At 68.4% G+C, this 26,010-nt stretch carries 25 protein-coding genes and 1 tRNA gene; 13 read left to right on the top strand and 13 right to left on the bottom strand.

Annotated features, from left to right (window positions below):
• Positions 1-49: 49 nt before the first annotated feature.
• From ACWDEX_RS31005 to ACWDEX_RS30995, 3 genes are all read right to left on the bottom strand, one after another.
• A complete protein-coding gene (locus ACWDEX_RS31005) occupies positions 50-682 on the bottom strand; it encodes a hypothetical protein (RefSeq protein WP_450467785.1) in 633 nt (210 codons plus the stop codon).
• Between the two features lie 71 nt (positions 683-753).
• A complete protein-coding gene (locus ACWDEX_RS31000; protein ID WP_450467784.1) occupies positions 754-1,083 on the bottom strand; it encodes a hypothetical protein in 330 nt (109 codons plus the stop codon).
• Between the two features lie 359 nt (positions 1,084-1,442).
• Positions 1,443-1,886 carry a hypothetical protein gene (locus tag ACWDEX_RS30995; RefSeq protein WP_450467783.1) on the bottom strand — a complete coding sequence of 148 codons (444 nt, stop codon included), beginning with the start codon at positions 1,884-1,886 and terminating at the stop codon, positions 1,443-1,445.
• Positions 1,887-2,989: 1,103 nt separating this feature from the next.
• On the opposite strand from ACWDEX_RS30995, the gene ACWDEX_RS30990 reads away from it, so the two are divergent.
• From ACWDEX_RS30990 to ACWDEX_RS30975, 4 genes are all read left to right on the top strand, one after another.
• Positions 2,990-3,071: transfer RNA gene (locus ACWDEX_RS30990), tRNA-Gly, on the top strand.
• Between the two features lie 1,090 nt (positions 3,072-4,161).
• Entirely contained in the window at positions 4,162-5,136 is a 975-nt protein-coding gene (locus ACWDEX_RS30985; RefSeq protein ID WP_450467782.1) for an STAS domain-containing protein, read from the top strand.
• A gap of 229 nt (positions 5,137-5,365) precedes the next feature.
• A complete protein-coding gene (locus ACWDEX_RS30980) occupies positions 5,366-5,875 on the top strand; it encodes a DUF5994 family protein (RefSeq protein ID WP_450467781.1) in 510 nt (169 codons plus the stop codon).
• 134 nt (positions 5,876-6,009) lie between these two features.
• On the top strand, positions 6,010-7,203 hold the full coding sequence (locus ACWDEX_RS30975) for a PP2C family protein-serine/threonine phosphatase (RefSeq protein WP_450467780.1): 1,194 nt from the start codon (positions 6,010-6,012) through the stop codon (positions 7,201-7,203).
• Positions 7,204-7,250: 47 nt separating this feature from the next.
• On the opposite strand, the gene ACWDEX_RS30970 is transcribed toward ACWDEX_RS30975, so the two are convergent.
• From ACWDEX_RS30970 to ACWDEX_RS30950, 5 genes are all read right to left on the bottom strand, one after another.
• Positions 7,251-7,733, bottom strand: coding sequence for a DUF5994 family protein (locus ACWDEX_RS30970; RefSeq protein ID WP_450467779.1), 483 nt, complete (start codon positions 7,731-7,733; stop codon positions 7,251-7,253).
• Positions 7,734-8,973: 1,240 nt separating this feature from the next.
• Positions 8,974-9,417, bottom strand: coding sequence for a PIN domain-containing protein (locus tag ACWDEX_RS30965; RefSeq protein ID WP_079661261.1), 444 nt, complete (start codon positions 9,415-9,417; stop codon positions 8,974-8,976).
• Positions 9,414-9,680, bottom strand: a complete 267-nt coding sequence (locus tag ACWDEX_RS30960; RefSeq protein WP_450467778.1) for a ribbon-helix-helix domain-containing protein — start codon at positions 9,678-9,680, stop codon at positions 9,414-9,416. The genes ACWDEX_RS30965 and ACWDEX_RS30960 overlap by 4 nt, the downstream gene beginning before the upstream one ends.
• 893 nt (positions 9,681-10,573) lie before the next feature.
• A complete protein-coding gene (locus ACWDEX_RS30955) occupies positions 10,574-10,972 on the bottom strand; it encodes a PIN domain-containing protein (RefSeq protein ID WP_450467777.1) in 399 nt (132 codons plus the stop codon).
• The gene (locus tag ACWDEX_RS30950; RefSeq protein ID WP_450467776.1) at positions 10,969-11,250 is read right to left on the bottom strand and encodes a hypothetical protein; all 282 of its coding nucleotides are present in this window, start codon (positions 11,248-11,250) and stop codon (positions 10,969-10,971) included. The genes ACWDEX_RS30955 and ACWDEX_RS30950 overlap by 4 nt, the downstream gene beginning before the upstream one ends.
• Before the next feature lie 535 nt (positions 11,251-11,785).
• On the opposite strand from ACWDEX_RS30950, the gene ACWDEX_RS30945 reads away from it, so the two are divergent.
• Both ACWDEX_RS30945 and ACWDEX_RS30940 read left to right on the top strand, forming a co-directional pair.
• Positions 11,786-12,061, top strand: coding sequence for a hypothetical protein (locus ACWDEX_RS30945; RefSeq protein WP_450467775.1), 276 nt, complete (start codon positions 11,786-11,788; stop codon positions 12,059-12,061).
• On the top strand, positions 12,058-12,465 hold the full coding sequence (locus ACWDEX_RS30940; protein WP_450467774.1) for a PIN domain-containing protein: 408 nt from the start codon (positions 12,058-12,060) through the stop codon (positions 12,463-12,465). Before ACWDEX_RS30945 ends, ACWDEX_RS30940 begins: the two co-directional genes overlap by 4 nt.
• Positions 12,466-12,588: 123 nt before the next feature.
• Here the strand turns inward: ACWDEX_RS30940 and ACWDEX_RS30935 are convergent, their stop codons facing one another.
• A complete protein-coding gene (locus tag ACWDEX_RS30935) occupies positions 12,589-13,050 on the bottom strand; it encodes an ABA4-like family protein (protein ID WP_450467773.1) in 462 nt (153 codons plus the stop codon).
• Complete coding sequence (locus ACWDEX_RS30930) at positions 13,047-13,973, bottom strand: hypothetical protein (RefSeq protein WP_450467813.1); 927 nt, start codon at positions 13,971-13,973, stop codon at positions 13,047-13,049. The genes ACWDEX_RS30935 and ACWDEX_RS30930 overlap by 4 nt, the downstream gene beginning before the upstream one ends.
• A 219-nt stretch (positions 13,974-14,192) precedes the next feature.
• Here ACWDEX_RS30930 and ACWDEX_RS30925 point away from each other — a divergent pair, with 219 nt between their 5' ends.
• Positions 14,193-14,846 carry a MerR family transcriptional regulator gene (locus tag ACWDEX_RS30925; RefSeq protein WP_450467772.1) on the top strand — a complete coding sequence of 218 codons (654 nt, stop codon included), beginning with the start codon at positions 14,193-14,195 and terminating at the stop codon, positions 14,844-14,846.
• Positions 14,847-14,933: 87 nt separating this feature from the next.
• On the opposite strand, the gene ACWDEX_RS30920 is transcribed toward ACWDEX_RS30925, so the two are convergent.
• Positions 14,934-15,659 carry a DUF4232 domain-containing protein gene (locus ACWDEX_RS30920; protein ID WP_450467771.1) on the bottom strand — a complete coding sequence of 242 codons (726 nt, stop codon included), beginning with the start codon at positions 15,657-15,659 and terminating at the stop codon, positions 14,934-14,936.
• A gap of 185 nt (positions 15,660-15,844) precedes the next feature.
• On the opposite strand from ACWDEX_RS30920, the gene ACWDEX_RS30915 reads away from it, so the two are divergent.
• The 4 genes from ACWDEX_RS30915 (at position 15,845) to ACWDEX_RS30900 (ending at position 20,389) form a co-directional block, all read left to right on the top strand.
• Positions 15,845-17,254 carry a helix-turn-helix domain-containing protein gene (locus ACWDEX_RS30915; protein WP_450467770.1) on the top strand — a complete coding sequence of 470 codons (1,410 nt, stop codon included), beginning with the start codon at positions 15,845-15,847 and terminating at the stop codon, positions 17,252-17,254.
• Between the two features lie 226 nt (positions 17,255-17,480).
• Positions 17,481-17,912, top strand: a complete 432-nt coding sequence (locus ACWDEX_RS30910; protein WP_450467769.1) for a hypothetical protein — start codon at positions 17,481-17,483, stop codon at positions 17,910-17,912.
• Positions 17,913-18,023: 111 nt separating this feature from the next.
• Entirely contained in the window at positions 18,024-19,136 is a 1,113-nt protein-coding gene (locus ACWDEX_RS30905) for a PLP-dependent cysteine synthase family protein (RefSeq protein WP_450467768.1), read from the top strand.
• Positions 19,137-19,189: 53 nt separating this feature from the next.
• Entirely contained in the window at positions 19,190-20,389 is a 1,200-nt protein-coding gene (locus tag ACWDEX_RS30900; protein WP_450467812.1) for an MFS transporter, read from the top strand.
• Positions 20,390-20,453: 64 nt separating this feature from the next.
• On the opposite strand, the gene ACWDEX_RS30895 is transcribed toward ACWDEX_RS30900, so the two are convergent.
• Positions 20,454-21,509: a cation diffusion facilitator family transporter gene (locus ACWDEX_RS30895; protein WP_450467767.1), complete on the bottom strand. Its 1,056-nt coding sequence runs from the start codon at positions 21,507-21,509 to the stop codon at positions 20,454-20,456.
• Positions 21,510-21,749: 240 nt separating this feature from the next.
• Entirely contained in the window at positions 21,750-23,066 is a 1,317-nt protein-coding gene (locus ACWDEX_RS30890) for an aminotransferase class V-fold PLP-dependent enzyme (protein ID WP_450467766.1), read from the bottom strand.
• Between the two features lie 265 nt (positions 23,067-23,331).
• Between ACWDEX_RS30890 and ACWDEX_RS30885 the strand changes: the two genes are divergently transcribed.
• Both ACWDEX_RS30885 and ACWDEX_RS30880 read left to right on the top strand, forming a co-directional pair.
• Positions 23,332-23,790: a hypothetical protein gene (locus tag ACWDEX_RS30885; RefSeq protein ID WP_450467765.1), complete on the top strand. Its 459-nt coding sequence runs from the start codon at positions 23,332-23,334 to the stop codon at positions 23,788-23,790.
• Between the two features lie 89 nt (positions 23,791-23,879).
• Positions 23,880-25,517 carry a multicopper oxidase family protein gene (locus ACWDEX_RS30880; protein WP_450467764.1) on the top strand — a complete coding sequence of 546 codons (1,638 nt, stop codon included), beginning with the start codon at positions 23,880-23,882 and terminating at the stop codon, positions 25,515-25,517.
• Positions 25,518-26,010: the final 493 nt, after the last annotated feature.

Genomic DNA, 26,010 nt, shown 5'->3' with positions numbered 1-26,010 from the left:
CAGTGGCTGCGTGAGTAGCCCGTGACTAAGTGAACGGGCTAACGCAGGTTCACATCCGATCCGTGGCCGAGCGCATCTTGCGACGCACATCAACCAGCCTCTTTTCTGCGTTGTCAGAGTCTGCCTGAACACGGGCCATCATTTCTTCGGTAAACGTCCGCCCTCCATATTTCTTCTTCACTTCAATGAAAAGATGATCCACTCTATCGAGACACAAAAGGGCTGCCTGCGCTGCTATCGCAGAGATACGCAACCGCCCTTCGACGCTTGATTCACTCAAGGCCATATTTCGGAGTTCCTCGTCTTCGCTCGCAATCAAAGAAAGCTGCAGGCCAAGTAGGTTGAGATGTGAGCTTAGAACATACAACTCAAGCCGCTGATCAATAGACAACCCCGCATGCCCCTGGATTCCTTCTACCCTTTCACACAGCTGCTCAACGCCATAATAAAGATGTGCGATCTCCTTCAGCGGAGCGTCCGCTTTCAGGTTTACGAGAGTGTCGCGGATATCAGTAGCTTGCGTGCGCGTTCCGTGCAGTTCCGGCAACAGAGCCGACGCTAGAGACTTTTTTCGGTCACGCCATTCGCGAAATTGCCCGACGGCCGGTATGACACCTGCACCAAACAGCAGAAGGGTGGCAACTACCAATCCCCACGTGGCCAGAACGATCGGATCTTCCATCCTGGACTCCTTCTCCGAAGACGCCAAGCAAATGAGGTGACCTTTGAAGCGATGCTCATCCCCAAGCCAGTTCAGAACGAGGAAGAGAAGCCGGCGGACTGGCCGAGGTGAAATGGTGAGCCCGCACGAGTGGGAACCCAACCCTGTCGTAGGGCGGCCTGGATGGCGTCGGCAACATCGGAGGGCAGTACCGGATTACCCGAGTGTCCGAGCCAGTTCCCGGTGTGAGGCTGGTTCGTGGTGACGACGAGAGTCGTCCCAGGATGATCCGCATGCTCCACGGCGTAAGTACACGGCGACCAGCAGAGGGCCTGACTGTAGGTGGGCCTGCGTCGCAGCCGCCAACGGTAGGTCGTGCCGTCGACGACTATGCGCCGCGCTCCCTTACGGCCCAGTGCCATGTCTGCCCCCTCGATGCCGGGATGCTAGCGGACCCAGCCCACAGCGGAGGCCCAATGCGATGTCCGGGCCGTCCCTGGGCCGTGCGAGGGCACCCAACGCCGACCGACAACGACAGAAGCCCACGGCATCTGGACTGGTCAGAGCCGTGGGCTTCTTCTGTCTCGCTGGTCAGCGGGACCGGTGATCAGTAGACCGGCTACTGACCGCAGTTGCCGGCGCTTGCCACGCCCATTGAGACTCCGCCAACCTCGACGTGAACTCCGCCACTCCTGAAGGCCTTTATAAAAGTTCGTAGGGGCGATCCTTTAATTATTGGATCACCCCTACGACTGAAAGTTTCGCGTACGCAGTTCCTCACCTACCGAGCTACAGCGTGACAGAGAACCTCCATGGACCGGGTTGCCCGCTTCACGGCTACTTGCGATTGGTGCGTTATCCGCTCCCTAGGTTTCCCCGACCTCTCTAAGGCGATGATGAGGCCTTTGACAGTGGTCTTCAACCTGCGCAGGACGCGATCGAGCCGGTACAGCATTAGCCTCGATCGCACGTCGAGCGGGCCAAGAGCCTCTCGCGCCGCCTCCAGTGCCAGGTCCAGTGACCCATCTGCATACTGCAGATACGCACGCAGGAATGCCACGGCCGCTTCACGGTGCTTCTTTTTTTCCTCTGGATCCTCTACCCGCGATGCAGCTTCCAGATTCCCTATAGCGTAGAAGAACTGCTCGAATCCCTCTAACAGTGCACCGTCTAAATCCTTCGTCTTCCGTCGCTTCAGTTCGGTGATTTCAGCCACCTCTGCCACGGACGGCAGCGTGTAGCCCGGACCGCTGTGAGTTACCGCATCCAGGAATCGGCTGACGCCCGCACGCGGTTCTGTCCAAGCGTCATCCTGAGCTAATTCATACCCTGGACCGCTGTGGGTCAGGGCGTCTAAGAAGCGAGTTCCCATACCTACACGCCACCTTCCTCAGCAGTTGAACGACCTACGACCATTCTCGTTACGCCAGGCTCATTCTCTACTGATGGCCGAGATGGTTCCGTTACTGCCGCATGCTGAGTCATCGCGAGCCCGGGCGCCGCTCGCTGCCACTTGTCAAGGATGGCAGGTGCCCCCGCACCAACCACTATTGCCCCAAAGACGCCTAGTTGATCCGTTGCAGCAAGCCCCCATGCAACGCCAGCGCCTAATAAGATCCGTATGACCTCACCAGTGAAGTACATCGACTTCGTCGGCCCGTTCTTGACTTTCCAGGGCCATTGGTTCCGCAGTTGCAAGTGCTTATAGAGGGTCCCCAACGACACCAACACTCCACCGGCAGCGCCATAGCAGAGCATCTGCCCATGCAGCATAGGACTCCCCCCAGGTGTCACAACACAAGCCTGCGATCTACAAGGGTAGCTGCGGCCCCCTACGACTGTCATACGCCTGGTGTATCCTTCCGGCCGCCACAGCACGGCCCGTCGGAACGCAGACCTCCATCACTCGGCGTAAGCCCAGGTGAACAGGGCGCATCGCAACCTTGACCGTCGGGTCTCGGTCACGTGCGTGACCGAAAATCGTCTCTGCTGCGCGTGCCTCAGCTATCCCAAGCTCTTCAGACTCGGCAGTCACGAACGAGGGTGCGTAGGGCCTGGTGACGTTGTTCGTTAGTTGCGCCGGCTGATTTGATCCCGGCAGGGTGAGTGTCTAACTGCGTGACAACGCCGACGGACAGCAGCGGACAACCGCGCACATCTGCGGACCATCGCAGCAGGTGAGAGGCACACCAGCCCCAGGTCGAGCGCTCAGGCAAGTTGCTTCGGGACGAAGAGGTCATGCCAGACGCGTGCCAGAACGTGCGGGGAACCGCGGGGAATACCGGGGAAACCAGAGGACCCGCCTACCAGCCGCCAGCACCTTCCACCGCGGGTCAGGTCAACGACAGGTCCCAGATCACCTCAGCTTCCCAAGCTGAGAGCGCGAGTTCGATTCTCGTCACCCGCTCCATGCGAAACCCCCAGGTCAGAGGCCCGGGGGTTCTTTGTTGTCTAGGCCAATTTGCCGGTGGCGTGCCCTCTGCGTGCCCTAACCGGCCTCGGGCTCTCGTCCGGGGCGGTTTGCTTGAGCGGACGGGGAGTTGATCTCCCGAATGTCGCCCGACGGGTCAGCATCAACCGGCACTGGCTCCGGGCCGGGACCCTCCGCGCCGTGCGGCAACCCGGCGAGCAGTCCTCCGGGGAGTGCGGCGGTCAGGTCGTAGGACCTCGGCCACCGGGCCCCGTCGATACGCCTGGCCGAGCCGTCATGGAAGGACTGCTCCCCCAACCGGAGAGTCTTGGGGCGGTAGGGGCGGAGGACTCGCCACGGTCGGGGGTTCGGCGGGCGACGGCCCGCCCGGCGGCCACACGCATTGCGCCGTCTCGCCCGGATGTGTCCGGTCGACCGGCGGTCTGCTGGTCTCCAGCCAGGGGCGGATCTGGTCGGCGCCCCGCTCGGCGTCGAGCGTGAGGTGCAGACGCGTCCCTCTCCCCGACGGGAGCGCCGGATAGCTGCGTTGCTCGCCCCCGGCGAACAGCATTCGGAGAGCGTCCGCGACGTGGCGGGCCGCTTCGGCATCCATGGAGACGATGCGCACCTCTACCCTGCCCTCGGCAGGAGGGGCATCTGGAACGTCCACGGTCAGGGATGAGTACGGTGAGTGCAGGGATTCGTTGGTCATCGGACGAACCTGTCCCGGGCCCTGGGAACGGCCCGTAGGTGTCACGCGGCTCCTACCGTGCCGCGCGCCGAGGACGAGACCAGCCCGGTCACCGGTGTACGAAGTACCCTCGACTCTCCCCACCGTACTCCTCGCAGCCTCGGCGCAGCCGCTTCCGGTCGCAGGCGACGTACGGTTGACGTACCGAGGGCACCACGCACTCCGGCCGCCACGCCGGGTCGTCCTCGGCGAGAGAGGAACCCCGGGCCGCCCCAGTGGTCGGCGCGGAGACGGGTCGGCATCATGTCCGCCGCGGTCGAAGCAACTACGCAAGCTCATCATGGATGGGACCGCGCTGAGCACCCGCGCCGGTCCACGCCCCGGCCGAGGGGAAGCGGAATGGCCCTTTCCCGGCTGGACATCCGTCGGCGGAATCGAGGGGAGCGGACGCTCGTCACGCTCGCCGGTGACATCGGACCGGCCACGACGCCGCTGCTGCGGGCCGCATTGGAGCGGTGTCTGCTGGACGGTGTCACCGTGATCGACGTCGACCTGACCACGGTCGGCTCCTGCGACGCCAGGGGCTTGGACGTCCTCCTGTCGGCATCACGGCGCGCCGGCCGGGTTCACGCCTCCCTGCGGCTGCACCACCCGTGCGCGCAGATCACCCGACTCCTTGCTGTCACCGGATCTGCTTCCCTCCTCCTTCCGGCTCCCGTGAGCCCCGTGCCGCCCGCCACACCCGGCGACCTCATGAGTACCGCGACGCGGGCGCCCGAGGACCTCGCTCGTCGGCCGCATCAGCCGGTCCTCAAGGACGCGATCCGCCTTCGCCGGCTGACCCGCTGGCAGGCCGAAGACATCCGCGAGGACATCGCGGACCTGGCTGCGGAGTCTGTCGCGGGCACCCCCGGCGAGGCGTACCACGACCGTGGAGACTTCCTGCACCGCTTGGCGGCCATGGCCCAACGCCCCGGCTTCGCGCTGCTGGTCGCCGAGACCACGGTGCTGGTCGGTTGCGCCTTCGGATTTCCGGTGGGCCCTGACGGCTCCGGCCGCCGGGGGTTCGACGGAACGCTCCAGCAGATCATCCAGCGGCTCGCCTCCCGCACGCGGTTCGTCGTCCTCACCCAGGTCGTGGCCCATCCGCACGCTCAGCGCCGCGATATCGCCCGCCGCCTGCAACAGCGTCTGCTCACAGACCTGCACTCCACCCTCGGGGTCACCCTGCTGCATCCTGCCGACCAGGCAGGACAAGCCGCCTTCTCGTCCTGGGGCTGGCAGAACATGGGTGAGGTCGTCGGGCTGCCCGGCCCCGTCGCCCCCTGCGTGTTGAGTCTGCCTGTCGAAGGGCTGTCCCCGGCACGCCGATGATGTGGCAGAGGGGCGATGAGCCGGCGTTCGTACCGGCCGCGGCGGTCACGCCACCCGTCGTCTGCCGTACGGACGTATGTCCGCGCGACCGCTGCGCGCGGCGCCGTCCGCCGCGGCCGGAGTAGCCTGGCACCAACCGAGAGCTTTTCGGGCGAACGACGACGGCGGCGCCATTCCCGGCGAGTGACGAACGCGGGCAGCCGGAAGTCGCCCGGGACGGGATCGCACGATGGACGACATCTCCAAGCCCGCCGAAGGTCCGGCACCCGCCGGACACACCTACCGGATGCCCTTGCCCCGGCTGCGCCTCACGCGAGATGCCAGCCACGGCCCGCTGGACGGAGCGTGGTGGCCGCGCTGCGACGAACTGGAACTGGAACTGCCCGCGCTGGTCGCCTTCTTGGATCCGAGCGTCGGCACCGTCACCCACGTCACCGTGGGGACCGCCGCCTGGCCCGATGCCCCGCAGAAGGTGATGGCGCCCGGGCATGTGATCGAGGTGGTCCTGACCGACCTCGCCGCCGAGGCGCATGCCATCACCGTGGACTGCGGCACCGTGGGACGCTGGGAACTGCTGGTGATCCCACCGGACGAGCCGGCCGGAACGGCTGCCCAGCTGCTGACCGCTGCCGCCGCCCCAGGGAACTCGCTGTCGGCTCCGCTCCTGCTGGCACTCGCCGAGTGCGGCCCCGACGGACAGGACACATGGGAGTCGGAAGGAGGAGCCGGGCTCAGGTGAGCAGCCCCCGGTCGGGCCCACGTGCCCGGGCCGACCCGGGCGTCTACGACCCCTCGATGGAGCGATGCCACCGGCAGACCCTGCGTCGTCCCAGCCCGCCGCCCTGACCGGCCCGGTCCGTGGCGGGTGAGTGGATGACGACCGGACGGCGCGCGGACCGCTCCGAGAGCTTCGGGGAAGCTCTGCTGGGCGAGGTACTCGATCGCGCGCATGAACTGCCGCCCCATCTCATCGGGCCCTTGGTCGCCGACGTTGTGGAGCGGCTCGGGGGCCGCCGGCCGCAGGTGCTGCTGCAGGACTACGGACAACTGCTGCTGGTACCTCTGCCCGGCGAGGGCCTCACGGAAGGCGAACCGCAGGTGATCGACGACTCCGAGGCGGGCCGCTGCTTTCTCGACGCTCATCCCGTCGAGCTGCCCGAAGACGACGGCGTGCGGGTCCACCTGCCGCTGCTGGACGGCGGCGACCAGGTCGGGGTCATGGCAGTGACGTTGGACAGCGTCGATGACCACGACCGCCGCATACTGCGTAGGATCGCCGCCCTGGTGGCCGACCTACTGGTGACCAAGCACGGCTACTCCGACCTTTTCTTCGGTGTCCGACGCGGTGAACCAATGAGCGTCGCCGCAGAGATCCAGTGGTCCCTGCTGCCACCGCTGGCGATGATCATGCCTCGGGTCGCCGTTGCCGGAATCCTGGAACCCGCCTATGACGTGGCGGGGGACAGCTTCGACTACGCCCTCAACGGAGACGTCCTCCACGTGGCCATGATCGACGCGATGGGCCACGGCCTGGACGCGGCCACGATGGCCACCGTGGCCATCGGTGCCTACCGCCACGCCCGCCGCGCCGGCACCGGGCTTCCGGAGATCTACGACTTCATGGACCGCGCTGTGGCGGACCAGTTCGGCCCCGAGCACTTCGTCACCGCGCAGATGCTGCAGCTGGACACCACGACGGGACATCTTCAGTGGGTCAACGCCGGGCACCCGTCACCGATGCTCGTCCGTGATCATCGTGTAGCCCTCCGGCTGACCGGTCCGACGACCCTCCCTGTCGGCTTCGGCGGTCCGGAGCCGCAGATGTGCGAGATGAAGCTGGAGCCGGGGGACCGCCTCCTCTGCTTCACCGACGGACTGATCGAGGAACACGCGATGGGTGAAGAGCAGTTCGGAGAGGGCCAGCTGATCGACTGGGTGAACCAGTTGGAGAGAACCGGCCGCGGGATCCGGACGGTGGCGCGCTCCTTGTCCCACACGCTCAAGCGGGCGCGGGGCGGACACACCACGGACGACGCGACGCTGCTCCTGGTGGAGTGGAGCGGATGACCTCACCGGTGTCGTCCAGCGCCGCTCCGCCGCCCACGGCTCACTCGTCACTCCGGCGACGCCTGTGCGCTTCCGGTGTCGATGAGAATCTGTTCCGCCTGGGCGACGTTGTCGGCCCGGACGGCCTGAGCCATCGCGGCGCGGGCGGCCTCGGGGGCCGCGTCCGGCGGAACCACCAGCAGCGAGAAGACGTCCTGATCACCGCGAGTGATCAGGACGGTGTCGTCGCCCACCGGAAAGGAGTCGATGCGCACCACCCGGTCCTCGACGACGATCCGCGTCGGAAGCCCTTCCCAGGCCGCGGCGTCCAACCCGACGCGCGTGACGGGGCCGAGGTGGCCGATGAGGGCGCTCAGCAGCGCGGGCAGCTCGGCACCGATGTCGCGCGACCGCGGCCACCACGCACCATCGAGGACGCCTTCGCGCGCCTCCGTGGTCTCCAACCGGAGCAGCGCACACCCCGGCTGCACGGCCTCGTGAACACCACTGGGCAGATGCCGGGAAACAGGCCGTGCATCGGAGCCGGTCATGAGGATCACCCGTCTTCAGGATTCGGTGCGATCACGGGACTCATCTCGCCTTTTCCACGCTACTCCTCGTGCCGCGGGCGTCGATGTCCCCGGAATCGCCCTGTCCCGGGCAGCCGGTCGGCCAGAACGGATTCGGCACACATGAGGCCGGGAAGCCCCGTGAACACACGAGAACTACTAAGGGGTGCTTTCCGAGGCCAGACACCGTTCGGCTGCTGTTTCCGCAGGTCACAGCCCTGTCTGGGGGGAACTCCTAAAGCGGGTGTCGCCGGTTCGAAGGCGTCCCCGCCGATTCCGCGGACGACGTCCTGCGCGTGGAACAGGCCGCGACCGAGTTGGTCGACGATGCCCTGTGCACGACTCCGAACGCCGACCATCAGCGGCATTGAGGTCCTCCGCACGGAGCGGGTACGGGACATCCGCGCGGCGCACGGTCCCGAATCAGGAAGGCCGGGCGGTGACAGCGACGTCAGCACTCCCGCAGCGGATCCGGCGTCATCTTGACTACATCGCCTGGCTGGTCGACAGATGCAACACCGGCTCCGGATTCAACCCAGCTCACATCCGTTTCCCGGTTGGGGGTTGGACAAGCCCGACTCGGTCTCGGTTCTCGCCTGTCCGAAGACATACGAGGCTGCTGCCCACCCCCGCCAGCCCCATTCGGGAAAGCGTGCGGCAGCCGCTGGTTTCCGGGCGCCGCGTCACGTCAGCCGACGAAGCGTGTGCGTGCGCAAGGCCCTTCGCTGGAGCAGCAAGGGCGAGGAAGCGTGGGCGTCACCCCTGCACTGACGGGAGGCTTCGGACAGGCCGTGCCCAGAGCGTGCCCGTAAGAACGGACAACCACGGTCAACAGAGGTCTCCAGACGCCCCTGGCAGGCATAGCCCGAGCTGCGAAAGCGCAGGTCAGGAGGCATTCGGCGCTGAAGCGCCGTCGCTTCCCAAGCTGAGAGCGCGAGTTCGATTCTCGTCACCCGCTCCATTTCGAACCCCCAGGTCATCGACCCGGGGGTTGTTCGTCGTCTAGTCCAATTCGAGGGTGAGGTGTCCTTGGCGTGCCCTAAGTGCCGATGGGGCGCCCGTGCTGTCCTCCGACGACTGACCTCCCGAGCCTCGTAGGCTGCTGGACTCACCGCCCCGAGGCTGAAGGGAACCGAACCGTCCGTGTTCCTGCACGTGACTCGTCATGGGCGGTGCGCAAGCCGCTTGCGGAAGTGGGCACTTGACCGCTGAGGGACCTGCGTCAGAGCGGGAGATCATCAGGGAGTACCCGGAACGCCTTGTAGCGGCCCAACGGACGTACGGCCCGGAAATCTCGTCGGTCGAGGGTGAGAATCGCGTCCGTGTCGTAGTCGGCGGCAAGCGCCACGTTCACCGCGTCGGCGAGGTCGAGGTCGAGCGCGCGGTAGCGGACACGGACAGACTGGGCGGCGCCCAGGTGGTCCTCCGTGATCTCCGGCATGACGACACGACCCCGGCTCATCCAGCGCCGCAGGTCGTCGACCGCGCTGAGGGCAGCCTCCCTGCCGAGCTCACGCGTCGCCACGTGATCCAGTTCGGCCAACAGGAGCGGGGACATGACCAGCAGGCCCGCCGCCATGATCGCTTCGTTCGCCGCCCGGTGTTCCGGATGAGCCGAGTCCAGGGCTGCCAGAAGGCCGGACGTATCGGCGATGACAATGATCACGCGGCGGATCCGGAACCCGAGCCGGTCTCACGCCGGACGGCTTCCGCGACCGTGTCGCGGACATCCGACTTGGACAGCGTGCGCCCCGGCCCCTCGAAGGTGCGCGAGAACAGCGGCTCGTCCCAGACCCGGTTCGCCATGGCCGCAAGGTGGATGCCCTGGCGGATGATCTCGGCCTCGCTTATGCCTCGGCGCTTGGCAGCCTCCTTGATGATGGCCAGGTCCTCGGGGTCGGCGTAGACGTTGGTGCGCTTCATGGACATGTACCAAGAGTAGTCCATGTACCGGATTGATGTATTGGGCGCACGTCCCCATGGCCTGTTGCCGAGGACGGCTTTCCAGCCCTCCGCAGACCCGGATATCCGAGCCATGGTCATCACCGAGCTGTATCGACACACCGCCGACGGGCCCTCGGCCAGGGAAGGGCGGACGGACTCGACGGCCTCGCCCGCGCCTCCGGAGTCGACGTCGAATGACAACCGGAAGCCGACCCCACCTATGCATCCGCAACCACACATGTCACGGGCATGAGGCACCTGGACGCGGAATCCTCCCAAGGTCCGTCGCGGTCGCGTCCCGCCTCGTGGTGTAAGGGATCAAGGGTTACGCGTTCCGGTACGAGGCACCTGACGGTCTCCGCGGGTGCGGCAGTCCACGAGGCGCCCAGCCGAGGCGAGTTGAACCCTCGACTCGGCGGAACCACCGTCCCCGACCTGCGGATTCCGGCGCATGATCGGCTACACCACCCGGCGGGACGCCACCATCTCAAGGGCCGAGTATCTGCGCTGGTCAGAGCCCATGGGGGCCACCCAGGCGCCGTCGCTTCCCAAGCTGAGAGCGCGAGTTCGATTCTCGTCACCCGCTCCATGATGAAGGTCCAGGTCATCGACCTGGACCTCAGTCGTTTCCGGGCCGCGTCATGCCAGGCCGCTTAGCAGGCGCCCTACGACCTCCCTCGTTCCGGCCCTGGTGTCAACAGTGGGGGCGCCGCTACTCGGACGTGACACGCCCCTGCCCGATGCCGACCGCGCTATCGTTCAGCCCTATCCGAGCAGGTCGAGAGGGTGTCCCCCAGCCGGCCTGCCGCCTGGGCAGGAGACCGCTGAGCCAGAGCCGCGTCCGCACGGCGAGCACCGCTTCTACAAGGCGTCGCGGCTCAGACCTTCTCGGCACTCAGGCGCGGATGCTCGGCGGTGAGCAGCCCGATGTCTTCCACGTCCGAAGTCAGAATCGTCACCCGGCCAGGATGCTGCAAGGCGGTCGCGCACAGCATGGCGTCGATGGCGTACTTGTGGCCGTGCAGCCCCGCTGCCCGCAGCAAGGCGGCAGCGGATTGCGCGACGGCTTGGGTCACGGGCTCGGCACTCAGGCGGGACAGGGTCCATTTCAGTGCGGCGTCGTTGATCTTCGGATGGATCACCTCGACCAACATGGCCGCCGAGGTGATCACGGGCAAGTCCGCGTCGCGAGCCGCCGTCAGCCACTCGTGGATCTCCCGATCCCGCTGTACGGCCTTTGCCAGGCCCTCGCTGTCCAGAACCAGGACACCGCTCACGCGGCCACCCCTGCGTTCGTGGCGCCTCCAGTCAGCCGGGCACGCTTGGCCGCCACGGCCTCGGGGTCGGCCGGACCGTGCACCTTGTCGAAGTCCGCGATCAGCTCGTCCAGATTGTCGCGCTCGATCTGCCGCTGGGCCGCCTTCTCCAGGTAAGCCGAGACACCTCGCTTGCCGACCCGCTCACGGATGGCCTGCAGGGTTCCGGCGGTCAAGGTGACGGAGATACCGCTCGTGGGGCCGTCGCCGGGCGGGAAGTCAACGTCGTCGTCAGTCACACTCCGAGTATGCCATTCGAAATGGCACAGCGGGCGGCGAGTGCACCGCGCGGCTCCGATCGAATGACGGAGGACCCGGCGCCAGGCTCTCGTGGAAGCAGTGCGGCCGCAGCGCCCCGTTCAACAGCTGATCCCCGCACCAGGCGGACCGCGTGCAGCCGTCTCCTCGGTGGCGTCGGCCTGCCGTCTTCCGAGGTCCCGTGCCCTCCGCATGCCCGTAAGGACGGAAACCCACGGTCGACTTCGGTGCGATCCGACACGCACGATCACCTCGAGGGTCAGGTATTCATGCTGGTCAGAGCCATGGAGCCTGTGCGAGCGCTGTCGCTTCCCAAGCTGAGAGCGTGAGTTCGATTCTCGTCACCCGCTCCAGCAGAAACCCCAGGTCAGCGACCTGGGTTTGTTTGTCGTCCAGGCCAAGACGTTGCTCGCCGACTGATCACACAGGCCTGGGTCTTGCTTCCCGGACTGGTGAGTCGTGGACCAGCCAGGACAACGACAGGCGCTGTAATACTTCCTGTCGTACATTGGTTACATGGCAACCCAGCGTGCGGGACGTACCGAGAACGTCTCCGTCTCCCTGCCGGCCGACCTGGTAGCCGTGCTGCGGGAGCGGACCGGGAAGCGGGGACTGTCCTCCTACATCACCGAGGCGGTCAGGCACCAGCTCGAGATGGACGGCCTGGCCGAGATCGTCGCCGCCCAGGAAGCGGAGCACGGCCCGCTGACCGAGGCGGAGATCGAAGCCGCCTCCCGAGAGCTCTTCGGCAACCCCAGGAGCGAGGGCGACGAGGGGAAGCACGCGGCGTGAAGGAGGAGACCGTCCGCTCGGTCGTCCTCGACTCGGAGGCGCTCTCACTGCTCCTACGCAACGACCGTGCACTGACGGCCCGCATCGAAGCGACCCGCAGGGCGGGCCTTCCGGTCCGCGTCTCCGCACTCACCGTCGTCGAGGCCGTGCACGGCAAGACCGACATGGCGCGCCTGAGGCGGTACCTCTCCCGGCTCCGCCTGGAGCCCGTGACCCCGGAGGACTCGCTCGAAGCCGTGAACCTGCTGCGAGAGGCCGGCGGACTGCACGGGCACAAGTACGCGATCGACGCCCTCGTCGCCGCCATGGCTCTGCGCTCGCCGTCCCCCGCCCTGGTCCTCACCTCCGACCGCGACGACTGGGCCCGGCTCTGCGGCAACCGCGTGATCATCCGGGAGGTCTGACACCGCAGGACGTCTCGACGCGTGCATCCGGTCCAGGCCGCAGGTGGGACGCGGACGCGCACCGCATTCGCACCACGAGGCTGCGGGCGGTTGGGACCGGCACCCACGGATGTCGAGTGCCGACTACGTGGCCTCAGCCACGGGGTTGGCGAGACCGTCGCGGGGTGTACGCCGTGACCTTGCCGTGCGCAGCCCCAGGAACGCCAGCAGTCCGAACGGTGACAGAAGGATCGTGAGGATCAGCAGCGGCCCCATCAGGAGGGCGGAGATCCCCAGCCGTCTGGCCTCCCGGTACATCCACTGCCCGATCAGCAGATCCCAGGCGATGACCTGCGCCCAGACGGCCCCCGCGCCGTCCGCGAGGGCCGTCAGATCGCGGAAAGTGTCGAGGTCCGGACTGCGGACCGCGATCCAGAGTTCGGGGAACACCGGGGCCGCCAGAGCGAGATAGACGAGCAGAACGGGCACCGCGGTCCACGGTGAACTGGCGATGCGGAAGGTCGGGCCCCACCCCGGCACGAAGATCATGAGAAGCCATACGGGTGCGGCCAGCCAGAAGGAGAGCTCGAAGAGGAATCCGGTCATGCCACAAGGTCCTTGGCAGCGGAGGCGTCTTCAGCGTCGGTCGCATCCGTCGCCTTGTGCGAAGAGGGAGTCGGAACCCACAGGGATCCACACGTCCCGAGAACCACCGCCACCAGGATCAGGCCGGCCGCCCCCAGCGTCACGCCGTCCGGGTGTATCAGCGGCTGGCCCCGCAGGGCCTGCCAGAGAACCAGGGCGAAGACGGCGGCGTACGTTCCCGAGCCGAGCAGCACCAGGCGCAGCCGTATCCGGTCGTCGGCGAGGCGGGCGAAGCGGGGCGCGAGGGCGGTCATCACCATGACCAGCAGCGGCAGGAGTTGCAGCGCGTGCATGCCGACGAAGTGCGGGATCCGTAGATCGCCTCCGGTCGTCGACCAGCCGGTCAGCGGCATCGAAGGACCGCCGTCCGGTACCCCCACACTGTGCGCGCCGACCACCTTGGAGACGCCACGCCGCTGCCCCCGTACGGGTTGGGTCATCAGGAAGCCGACGCCGGTCCCGGCCAGTGCCAGGACAATGCCGGAGCGCATCGCCCAGGCGGAAGGACGGTCGGTGATTCGGGCGCGGAGCAGCAGCACGGCGACGACGAGCGTGCCGAGCCACAGGATGGCGACCGCGACGGCCATCACGTTGTAGAGCGCCTCGTCGAAGGGTGTCGCGTAGTTGAAGTGGCTGCGTTTCCCGCGCACCACCTGCCCGGTGATGATCACCATCTCGACGAGGCTCGCCAGAGCGACGACTGTCCCCGCCCACCAGCCGACGCGTCGTCCGCTGGGGAGGAGCGACAGCATCCAGGCCAAGGAGAGGCCGTACGCCACGAACGACACCGAGAACTTGAACGGCTTGAACCAGATCGGCGCGCCCGCCAACACACGGTCGTCGACGGCGAGTCCCACTGCGGACACGACCGCCATCAACGCCATCGCCCCCGCGAACAGCACCAGCGGCCGGTGCCATGACCGCCAGGGCGCCGACGGAGACGACTGCAGTGCAGGCCGGTGTGACGGACGTAAAGAAGACAATGGATCCCCCAAGTAGGTAGCAGCACTATCCGCTATCCGATAGCCCAACTATCTATCATGGGAGACTGGTCGGCAAGGGCCGGCTCGGCCTCAGGGCGAAGGTCAAGGAGGGAACCGGCAGTGCGTATCGGGGAGTTGAGTCGCAGGACCGGGGTGTCGGTACCGACGATCAAGTACTACGTCCGAGAGGGCCTACTGCCTCCGGGTGAGCTGACCAGCCCGAACCAGGCGGCCTACGGCGACGCGCACGAGCGTCGGCTGCGGCTGATCCGGGCACTGCTCGATGTGGGCGGCATGAAGGTGGCCGAAATCGCGGATGTACTGGCGGCCGTCGACGACCCGGAGCGTCCGCTGCACAAAGTGCTCGGCACTGCCGCGGACCGCCTCGGGAACGGGGACACCGAGTACGACGATGCCGAGTCGACAGCCGCTCAGGCCGTCGTCGCCGACCTCATCTCCCGGCGTGGCTGGCGGACGCACGAGTCGAACACCGCAGCCGCCGACCTGTCCAAGGCCCTTGCCGCCATGGACCGCTTGGGCCACAGGGCGTTCGTCGAAGTGCTCGACGACTACGCCGACGCGGCCGAGCAGGTCGCCCGCGCCGACCTCGAATACGTGGACCGGCGGGTGGCGGCCGAGGACATGGTGGAGGCCGTGGTGGTCGGGACCGTACTGGGTGAGGCGGCGTTCAGCGCGCTGCGAAGACTGGCCCACGTGGACGCCTCCGCGAAGCTGTACGGCACGGATCGGCCGCAGGAGCGGAAGACGAGTTGAACCAACCGCAGAGCACACTCCCCGGCGAGCAGTTGCCAACCCCTCTACGGTCTGTGCGCTGCTGTTCTTCGAGCGCGCGCTCGGGCGTCACCAGTTGATGGCGTCGTCCATCGACTGCTGCCAGTACGTGACCTTGAGCGAGTCGTCGACGTAGACGCCCTTCGCGGGGAGCGACGGGTGAGCGCCCGTGCCGACGCTCTCGTTGCCCGAGGGGCCGTGGAAGTAGACGGTCAGGGACTTCACGGTCTGGCCGTTCGAGCCGCTGCCGTCGGTGGCGGACAGGTTCACGGAGGCGTAGCCGGACTCGCCCGGCTTGAGCGTGACGACTGCCTGCGGATGCGAGTCCTCGATGACCGGAGGCACGGCCTGGGCCTCGCCGAAGCGGACGGCGGGATACCCGTAGAGGTAGCAGCTCTTGCCACCGGTGTTGGTCACCGTGAGCAGCATGTGGTTCACGGGGCGGTTCAGCGGGGCCGCGACCGTTCTGGTGTTGGCCCCCTCGCAGGTGACGGGCTTGCCGGAGGATGCGGGCGCCTTCGGTGCGGAGGTGTGCGTGGCACGCCCGGCAGTGGGGGTGGCGGGCTTGGCATCCGAAGAGGAGGACGAGGCAGAGGAAGAAGAAGGAGAGGAGTCGGCGTCGGGGCCGGAAGAAGGAGCACTGGGCGAGGAGTTCGCGGTCGTGTTGGTGGCCTGCGAGGCCCCCTCGTCGTGAGACGCCTTTCCGTCGTTGCACGCGGTCAGGGAGAGCGCGGCGAGAACGACGGCGGAGGCCGCGCCGACGAGACGAGTGCGGGAGGTGCGGAGGTTGGTCATGCTGCCGTGCCCCTTCGGTGTTCGGGTGGCGGTGGTGATTGGATGATCCGAGTTTGCGAAGTGATCCGTCCCAACCGCCATGCATTGTGGGCAGTTGGGGACGCTGGAACACCGAAATGCGCTCTGACCAGGGTGAACGCGGTGTCCCTGGAACGCGAGACTGGAATACGGGTGTGGGGGAACGGGTGTCAGGGGCGACAGGGCGCGAGGAAACCAAGGCGTTCGCGCGGCTGCTGCGCGAGTTCAAGGACCGCTCGGGACTGAGTTACGGGGCGCTTGCCAAGCGGCTGCACATGAGCACGTCGACGCTGCACCGCTACTGCAACGGCACCGCGGTGCCGATCGAGTACGCACCGGTGGAGCGCCTCGCGAGGGTCTGCCGGGCCACGCCGCAGGAGCTGGTGGAGCTGCACCGGCGCTGGATCCTGGCGGACGCGGCGCGAGGGCACAGGGCGGATCAGGCCGCGGCGACGGGTTCGGCTCCTGGAGCCGGTTCAGCCGGTTCAGCCGGTTCGGCGGATGCCGCTGATGCTGCCGGTTCTGCTGATGCGGCTGATGGGCCGGAAACCGTTGAAACGGTGGATCCCGGCTCAGCGGCATCGAACCGGCAGGGCGAGGGCGAGAACGGTGATCCGGTCGTCGTCGACGTGCGGCGCGAGCCCGCGCCGCCGCGTCGTCCCCGCCGTCGCCGCACCGTGTTGATCGCCTGCGTCGCGGTGGCCGCCGTGCTGGGGGTCGTGGTGCTCACCGTGCGTCCGCTGTTCGGTGGCGGGACCGACACAGGGAACCAGCAGACGGCCGGTGCCGCCGCCACGATCACCGGCACGGCGGGCGCCGGGAAGCCGTCCGCCGCCCCGTCTCCGAGCGTGAAGGGACACAAGCCGTCCGCATCGGCCTCCGTCTCCCCCACCACCCAGTCCAAGGGGGCCGAGTCCGGCCCTTCGAAGGGTGGCAGCAAGCAGGGTCCGGTCCAGCCCACCGGCGACAGCAACGTCGGCGCTGTTCCGCTCGCTGTCGGCACCCGCCCCTACGTCTACGACACCCCGTGCAGTCAGCACTTCCTCGTCAACAGCGAACCGGAGCAGGTCGGCCCGCCGGCGAACGAGCAGGACGCTCCGCGCTGGGCCGCCGCATACGGGGCGGTGTCCTCGGGTGAACAGCGGATCGCCCTCACCGTCCAGGGCACCGGCAAGGACACGGTCGTACTGGAGGCGTTGCACGTACGCGTCCTCACCAAGGGCGCGCCGCTCGCCTGGAACGACTACGTGATGGGCGTCGGGTGCGGCGGTGGCGTCGACACCAAGTCGTTCGACATCAGCCTCGACAACGGCAGTCCCACGGTCACCGTCAAGAACGGCCAGCGCGACTTCCCGTACAAGGTCAGCGAGTCCGACCCGGAGGTCTTCTACGTCACCGCCCGCACCAAGGCGCACGACGTCCGCTGGGACCTCACCCTGGACTGGTCGAGCGGCAGCCGCCGCGGCACCGTCCACATCGACGACAACGGCACCCCGTTCCACACCAGCGCCGACGTGGGCCGCCCGGGCTACGACTACCCACTGGGCGGCGGCGAGTGGATCACACGGGCGCGCTGACGGAATCCGGGCCGCCACCGCCCCGCTCTATCACCGTCTCTTCATCACCGGCGAGCCCCTCGACGAACGAGCCACCTCCCGTGCGGCCGCAGCCGCCCTGCTCGCCGCCCGCGCCGGCCTGTTCGACACGACAGCACCCTGATCTTCTCCACCGGAATCCGGAAGGAGACCGACCTCAGACACACCGAAGCATGACGGACCGTACTCAAGCGAATACTCTGTGCATGTGATCGGACTGCGAGGCTGGGCATCGAGGCGCGGGTGCGTCGCGGTGCGTGTCGGGCTGTTGCTCGGCCTCGTCGTATTCGTCACCGCGCATCTTGCGGGCACGGTGCACTGTTCCGCCTTCGCCGGTCCCCACGTGGGCGGCATCGTCGACTGCTCTCAGCTCGATGCGGACGACGACAGGGACGGCCCCGCGCGGCCCCCCGGGCACGAGCACAAGGCGGACGGTCACAGCGACCACGTGGTGGACCGGCCCCGGGCCGCTTGCGACGACGCGGTCGCCGAGCCCGACCACGACGTACCTTCACCCGTCCCGGTCGCCGCCGCTGTAGGGCCTCTCGCCAGGCCCGGCACACGGTGTGGCGCGGCCGGCACCGCCCGCGCACCGGACGGCCCGTCCACCCTCGCGCTGCACTGCGTCCGGCGTCAGTAGGCGCATCCGCACGTCCCCCGGCCGACAACCGGCCCGGGGCGTGCCCGCGCGCCCATGCCCCCCACCACGCACTCCGCGCACCGGCGCGGGGCGCGAAGGAGCCGTACGCTCATGCACCTCTCGCTGCTCGAACCCCTCGGGGCCCATGCCCCGCTGCCCGTGATCGCCCGTCGTCCCGCCCAACTCGTGGGCAACACACCCGTCCTGTGGATCGACGAGCCCTTCGCCCCGCCCGGCCGGGGTTTCTACGCCAAGCTGGAAGGCACCAACCCTGGCGGCATCAAGGACCGCCCCGGCCTGCACATGGTCGCCGAAGCGCGCAGGCGCGGTGAGCTCGCGCCGGGCGCGCCGATCGTCGAGTCCTCCAGCGGCACCCTGGGCCTCGGGCTCGCCCTGGCCGCGCTGACCTACGGTCACCCGGTCACCGTCGTCACCGACCCCGGTATGGAACCCTCCGTGGTCCGTCTCCTCACCGCTCTGGGCGCACGCGTCGACCAGGTCACCGCCCCGCATCCGGAGGGCGGCTGGCAGGAAGCCCGCCGCGAGCGCGTGGCCGAACGGCTGGCGCGTACCCCGGGAGCGTACTGCCCGGACCAGTACCGCAACCCGGACAACGTGGCCGCCTACCGGCCGCTGGCCGCCGAACTCCTCGCTCAGCTCGGCCGTGTCGACGTCCTGGTCGCGGCGGTGGGCACGGGCGGTCACTCGGCCGGTGTCACGGCCGCACTGCGCGAATCCCTTCCCGAACTGAGGCTGATCGGGGTGGACGCGGTCGGCTCGACCATCTTCGGGCAGCCCGCCGCTCCCCGGCTCATGCGCGGCCTCGGCTCCAGCATCCACCCGGAGAACGTCGACTACGGCGCCTTCACCGAGGTCCACTGGGTGGCCCCGGCCGAGGCGGTGTGGGCCTGCCGCCGGCTGGCGCGGCGCCACTACGCGTCCGGCGGATGGAGCGTCGGCGCAGTGGCGCTCGTCGCCGGATGGGCCGCTCGTACGTTCCCGGTCGGCACCCGGATCGCCGCGGTCTTCCCCGACGGTCCGTACCGCTATCTGGAGACCGTCTACAACGACGCCTGGTGCCGCGAGCACCAACTCCTCGGCCAGGAACCGCCGGAGGAACCCGACGAGATCGCGGAGCCGGACGCGTGCGTGGTCACCAGTTGGACCCGGTGCGGTCAGGTCCGTGACCCACTGGGGCGTGACCTGGTGAAGGCGGGCCTGTGACGAGGGGACTGCGGGCCCAGCTCGCCTCCTTCGACCGGCCTGCGCGGCTGCTGATGGTCAACCAGTTCGCCATCAACCTCGGCTTCTACATGCTCATGCCCTATCTGGCCGACCACCTCGCTCACGGGCTCGGGCTCGCGGCCTGGGCGGTGGGCCTGGTGCTCGGCGTCCGGAACTTCTCCCAGCAGGGCATGTTCCTGATCGGCGGCACGCTCGCCGACCGGTACGGCTACAAGCCCATGATCCTCACCGGTTGCGTGCTGCGCACCGTGGCCTTCGGGCTGCTGGCGGTGGCCGGTTCGCTGCCCGCCCTGATCGGCGCGTCGGCGCTGACGGGGCTGGCCGGGGCGCTGTTCAACCCGGCCGTCCGCGCCTACCTTGCCGCGGACGCGGGCGAAGAGCGGCGGGTGGAGGCCTTCGCCGCCTTCAACGTCTTCTACCAGGCGGGCATCCTCGTCGGCCCGCTCGCCGGACTCGCCCTGTTGACCTGGGACTTCGCCGCCGTGTGCACGGTCGCGGCGACCGTCTTCGGCATCCTGGCCGCGCTTCAGGCCCGCGCCCTGCCCGCACGTGCCCCGGCCGACCGGGGCGCCGAGCCGGCCTGGCGTGCGGTGGCCGCCGACTGGCGCACCGTCGTCTCCAACCGGCCCTTCCTGCTCTTCACCGCCGCGATGACCGGCTCGTACGTCCTGGCCTTCCAGGTCTACCTCGCGCTGCCGCTGAGGGCCCGTGACCTCTTCGGTGACCGGACCGGGCTGGTCACCGGCGCGGTCTTCGCCATCTCCGCGCTGGCCGCGCTGTCCGGCCAGCTGAAGCTGACCACATGGGCGAAACGGACCCTGGCCGGACCACAGGCCATCGCCTACGGCCTCATGGTGATGGGGGCCGCGTTCGTGCCGCTGCTGCCCGGCCCGTACCCGGGAAGTCTCGGCCTCACGGCGAGCGTCCTCGCACTCGTCCTGTGTGCCGCCCTGCTGGCCTGGGGCGGTGCCCTGCTCTACCCGTTCGAGATGGACACCGTGGTCCGGCTTTCCGGCGATCGGCTCGTCGCGACGTACTACGGCGCCTACAACACCGCCTCCGGCATCGCCGTCTCCGTGGGCAACCTGGCCGTCGGAGCGCTGTTCGACACCGGGGTGCGCTGGCTGCCGTGGGCCGCGCTGGCCACCACCGGGCTGATGTGCGCGGGGCTGGTGGCCCGACTGCACCGAGCCGGACACCTGGCGACGCGACCGGTTCCCGTACCGGGCTGAAGCCGACATGCCGGGGCCGGACCGCACGGATCCGGCCCCGGCCGCGCAAGGGCGTCTGCCGGCGTCAGTGTTCGTGCGGTCCGGGCCGGTGGACGGGTCCGTGGGCGTCGTCGCAGTGAGCGGCCGCGGTTCCCGCGAGCGTGGTGATGTGCAGCCGGTTCTCCGCGGCCGGTACGTCCTCCGCGAGGTGGTCGACCTGGAGCGTGGCGTGGCTGATGCCGTGCTTGTCGCGCAGCATCTGCTGCAGATGGCGGCGTACGGCGTGGCAGTCTCCGTCCGGCTCGACCAGCACGTGGGCGGAGAGGGCGGGCTCGCCGGAGGTGATGGTCCACACGTGCAGGTCGTGGATCTCCACGACGGAGGGACGCGTGGCGAGTTCGTCCCCGATGGCGTCGGGGTCGAAGCCCACCGGGGCGGCTTCCAGGAAGATCCGCCCGGAGTCGCGGACCAGCCCGTATCCGGCCTTGAACATCAGGGCGACCACGACGAGCGTGGCGATGGCGTCGGCACGCGCAAAGCCTGTCAGGACGACGATCAGCGCGGCCACGGCGGTGCCGATGAAGGCGAAGAGGTCGTTGAGGATGTGCTGGTAGGCGCCCTCGACGTTCAGGGAGCTGCGGTTGGCCTTGGAGATGCACAAGGTGGCCACGACGTTCACCACGATCCCGACGAGCGCGGTCGCCAGCATCAACCCGCCCTCGACCTCGGGCGGGCTGATCAGCCGGTGCACCGCCTCGTACGCCAGCCAGGTGCCCAGCAGGAGCAGCGTGAGGCCGTTGGCCTGCGCGGAGAGGATCTCCGCACGCTTGAGTCCGTAGGTGAAGCCGCCGCGGGCCGGGCGCGCCGACAGCCGCATCGCGATCAGGGCGAGGACGATCGAGGCGGCGTCGGTGAGCATGTGCGCCGCGTCGGAGATCAGGGCCAGCGAGCCGGCGATGACGCCGATGACGACCTCGGCGGCCATGAACACCGTGATCAGGGTGAGCGCGACGGTCAACCAGCGACGGTCGGCGTCCGCCGAAACGCCGTGAGAGTGGCCCGCGTGCCCGTCGGCGCCGTGACCGTGCCCGTGGCTCTCGTGCCCCGACCCCACCCCACGGTCGTGATCATGATCGCGCATGTCGTACGCCTTCCCCCTCGTGTCGGACGCGTTCCCGGCAGTGAAACGCATGGTGGAGGCAAACGCCAAAGGCTGCATCGGTGACCGTTGTCATCTCCGTTAACACGCCCCTGACCTGCGGATATCTGCTGGATCTCTGCTTCGCGGCGGAGAAGGTGGGATCGGTTTTCAGGTCGGTCACCCCGCGTTCGGGGGCAAGGGCACACTCCGCGACGGGCCGTCGTGCAGCCTTGCGGCGAGTCACCCGCCCGACCGGGGTGCGCGGAATCGCGTGGCGACGTCGTGCAGGGCTGTCGCCAGCGCGTCGACATGGTGGGTGAGGGTGAAGAGTGCCGGGGTGACACGTACGCAGTCGCCCTTGGCCGGTCCGCCGCGTTGGACGGTGAAGATGCGGTGGTGGTCGAGCAGGTGTTTCGCGCTGGCGGTGTTGTCGCGTTCGGAGGTGCGTCCGGTCACGCGGAACGAGGTGATGGCGCCGTAGGTCTCGGGGTCGTCGGGGGTGAGGATCTCCAGGTTGTCGATGTGCCTCACCTGGTTGACCCAGCGGTTGCGGAGGTAGCGCAGGCGGGCCTGTTTGACGGCGCTGCCGCCCAGCGCACGGTGGAAGTCCAGCGCCGCGGGTACGGACAGGACGGGGGCGACATCCATCGTGCCGAGCTGGACGCGGGAGCGGATGTCGTCGAGGGGATAGGTCTCGTCGTCGTAGGCGCGGTCGATGTCGGCCAGGCGGCCGTGACGGATGTGGAGGAAGCCGGTACCGAGCGGTGCGTTCATCCATTTGTGCAGGGAGAAGACCGCGAAGTCCGCTCCGAGGTCGGGGATGGTGAAGTCGAGTTGTCCCCAGGAGTGAGCGGCGTCCACGATCGTGTCCACGCCTTTGCCGCGCGCCAGTCGGGTGAGGTCGCGGACCGGGAGGACGAGGCCGGTCCGGTTGTTCAGGTGCGTGAGCAGCAGCAACCGGACCCGTGGGTGGTCCCTGAGGGCCTTGGCGTAGGTGTCGAGAACCGCCTGCCGGGTGGCTGGTTCGGGGATCGTGATGCGCACGACGTCGACGCCGCGTCGTTCGCGTAGCCAGTTCATGGCGTACTGCGCGCTGTGGTAGTCGAGGTCGGCGTACAGCACGGCGTCGCCGGGGCGGAGTCGGTTGTACCCGCCGATCAGGTTGTGCAGCGCTTCGGTGCCGTTGCGGGTGAGCGCGATCTCCTCTTTGGTCACGCCCGCCAGCGCGGCGATCCGGGCGCGGACGGCGTCGGCTTCCGGCTTGTAAGTGGTGCGCAGCAGATAGGAGTTCGACCGGTTGAGGCGGTCGACATTGCGGTGGTAGGCGCGGCGAACCGGATCCGGCATGATCCCGTAATAGCCGTTCTCGAGGTTGGTGTACGCGTCGCTGACGCGGTACTGCCGGGCGCATCTACGCCAGAACGACTCGTCGCGCGCGAGCGCCTCGGGGTCGGAGGCCGAAGGCGCCGAGAGGGGCGGCGGGGTGTCGGGTGCCGTCAACGGGGCGGTGAGGGCAGAGCTGAGTCCGGTGACGACGTGGCGCCTGGACAGGACCATGAGGCTCTCCGCGGTGAATCGGGGCTCGTACCGGTGCGAACAGGCGGAGAAGGTGCGCGAGGCCCGCGCGTCGCCGGGGCGTCTGCTCGGCGCGGTGCCCGTCGAGGGTGCGCCTTCACACCGGGCGTCGCGCCGCACACCCTACAGACACGCTGTGTGCTCGATCCATCACCGACAGGTGGGTGTCCGGCGGCCGGCACGGGCGATGGGTACCCCGTACGGGTATATTGACGGCACCCGACGTCACCGAAACGCGGATGGAAGCATGACGACAGCCGAGGATCGCCGAAGCGCCTGGCGCGTCGTCCTCCGCTGCACGCGTGCCGTCGTCATCGCGCTGGTCGTGGTGCTCGCCGTTCTCGTGCACCACGAGACGGTCGCACCGATGACTCACGTCCCGTCGTCCCGGACGGTCGAGGCGGTCGGTATGACGGGCATGGATCACGGATCCGTCCCGCCCGCGCGATCCCACTCCGCCGCGCCTGCCCCGCTCGCCAATGCGGCGGCTCCGGTTTCCCTCGGCTCTGACGGCGCCTGCACGGGCGCGGGGATGCAGCACTGCTCCGCGGCCGGCGTTGACACGGTGAAGCTGGTACCTCCGTCCGAGCCCGCCGTCAACCACGCTCTGGCCGTGCCTTCCCGTGCTGCCGCCGGGCGGGACGTCCCAGGAACCGTGGGCCGGGCACCGCCCGATCTCTCACTCCTCTCCCGGTTGCTGCTGTAGGCCGCGCCCACGGCCGCGCGTGTCCTCGTACACGCGCTGCCGTGCTCGCACGCGACCCAGCGGACACCACCGTGAGAAGAGGACCATTCGTGAACACCTTGAACCGTCGATCCGTGCTCCTGGCCGGACTCGGCATCGCAGGCGTGGGCGCACTCGCCGCCTGCAGCACCGACTCCGGCGCCACTTCCGACCTGGTCAGCCCGTCCGGCTCGGCGGTCGCCGCGGCCGAGAAGAAGCGCACCAGGACCGGCAGAACGCATGAGGTGACCTTGGTCGCCGCCCCGGCCACGGTGGAGCTGGGCGCGGGAATCAAGGCCAGGACATGGGCCTTCGACGGCCAGGCCCCCGGCAAGGAGTTGCGCGTCTCGGCCGGCGACCGACTCGCCGCCACCCTGTCCAACCAACTTCCGGGCAAGACCGCCACATCCGTGCACTGGCACGGCCTCGCCCTGCGCAACGACATGGACGGCGTCCCACCGGCCACCCAGACCCACGTCAGGGCCGGAAGCAACTTCACCTACCGGTTCGTCACCGACGCCCCCGGCACCTACTTCTTCCACCCGCACGTCGGGGCCCAGATCGACCGTGGCCTGTACGCCCCGCTGATCGTGGAGGACCCGAAGGAGCCGCTGTCGTACGACGAGGAGTGGGTCGTCGTGCTCGACGACTGGCTGGACGGTGTCACGGGCACTCCGGACGAGGCCCTCGCCGAGCTGAGTCAGGGGATGGGCGGCATGCACGGGGGTGGTGATTCGAGCGGTTCGTCCGGCCAGTCGGGCCACGGTGGTCACGGTGGCCACGACATGGGGGACATGGGCGGCATGGACATGGGGGACATGGACATGAGCGGGTCCCCGTCCGGCTCGCCCTCCGGTGGCGGTATGTCGATGAGGTTCATGCTGATGGGCGCCGAGAGCGCGCTGCTCGGCGGGGACGCCGGCGACGTGAAGTACCCGCACCACCTGGTCAACGGACGCGTCGCGGCCGACCCGCAGGTGTTCCGGAGCAAGCCCGGCAAACGGATCCGGATCCGTCTGATCAACGCCGGAGGTGACACCGCCTACCGCGTCGCCCTCGGCGGGCACCGGCTGACCGTCACCCACACCGACGGCTTCCCCGTCCGGCACCAGCAGGTCGACGCCCTGCTGATCGGCATGGGGGAACGCTATGACGTCCTGGTCACCCTCGACGACGGCGTGTTCCCGCTGGTCGCACAGGCCGAGGGAAAGAACGCGGGCGGCATGGCCCTGGTCCGCACCGGCTCCGGAGGCAGCCCCAAGGCGAACGTCCGCCCGAAGGAACTGCACGGCATGATCATGTCCGCGTCGCAGCTGAAGGCGGCGGACGACGTTCGCCTGGCGTCGAAGAAGACGGACCGGGTCCACCGCATCGAGCTGACCGGCGGCATGGCGAAGTACGACTGGGCCATCAACGGCAGGCGCTTCGACATGAGCGACCCGGCCGCCCATCCGATCACGGTGGAGCAGGGTCAGCGCGTCCGGCTGGACTTCGTCAACAACACCACCATGTGGCACCCGATGCACCTGCACGGCCACACCTACCAACTCGGCAGTGACGGGCCCCGCAAGGACACCACGATCGTGCTGCCGAAGAAGACGGTGTCGGTCTTCTTCGACGCGGACAACCCCGGCCAGTGGATGCTGCACTGCCACAACGCGTACCACGGCGAGGTCGGAATGATGGCGCTGGTGGCCTACCAGCGCTGAGCCCCCGGGCACGGGCCCAGGGGCTGCCGCTCCTGCGGACCGGTCCCAGGTTCCGAAAAAACACGCGGGTACGGCCGAAGCCGTACCCGCGTGCTCATTGGGAGTGCGGTCAGCGACAGGCGCACGGACCCGTCCGGCCCTGGGAAGCGGCCGCCTGACCGAGATGCGTGGCCACGGCTTGCAACAGTGCGGCGGCGGCCGCCCGGGTCACCGGGTGTGCGGCCCCCTTACGGACCATCGTCCATGAGGTCGCTCGTACTCCTTGCGGTCGTACGTGGTTCGACGGTGCCGGTCGATACGTCATCGCCGTCCTCCCTTCCGTGTGGCTGGTCCCCCGAGGCCCGGCGGCTTGCGGAGCCGTCGGGCCTCGGGGGCGATCTGGTTGGCGGAGCGCTTACCGGTCGGCCGGTTGGAATCCGCGCAGTCGCAGGCTGTTGCCGACGACGAAGACGGAGGAGAAGGCCATGGCGGCTCCGGCGAGCATGGGGTTGAG

The organism is Streptomyces sp. NPDC001020 (assembly GCF_053599115.1).
The sequence above is the reverse complement of the archived record's forward strand: the minus strand, read 5'-3'. Positions and strand labels throughout refer to the sequence as shown.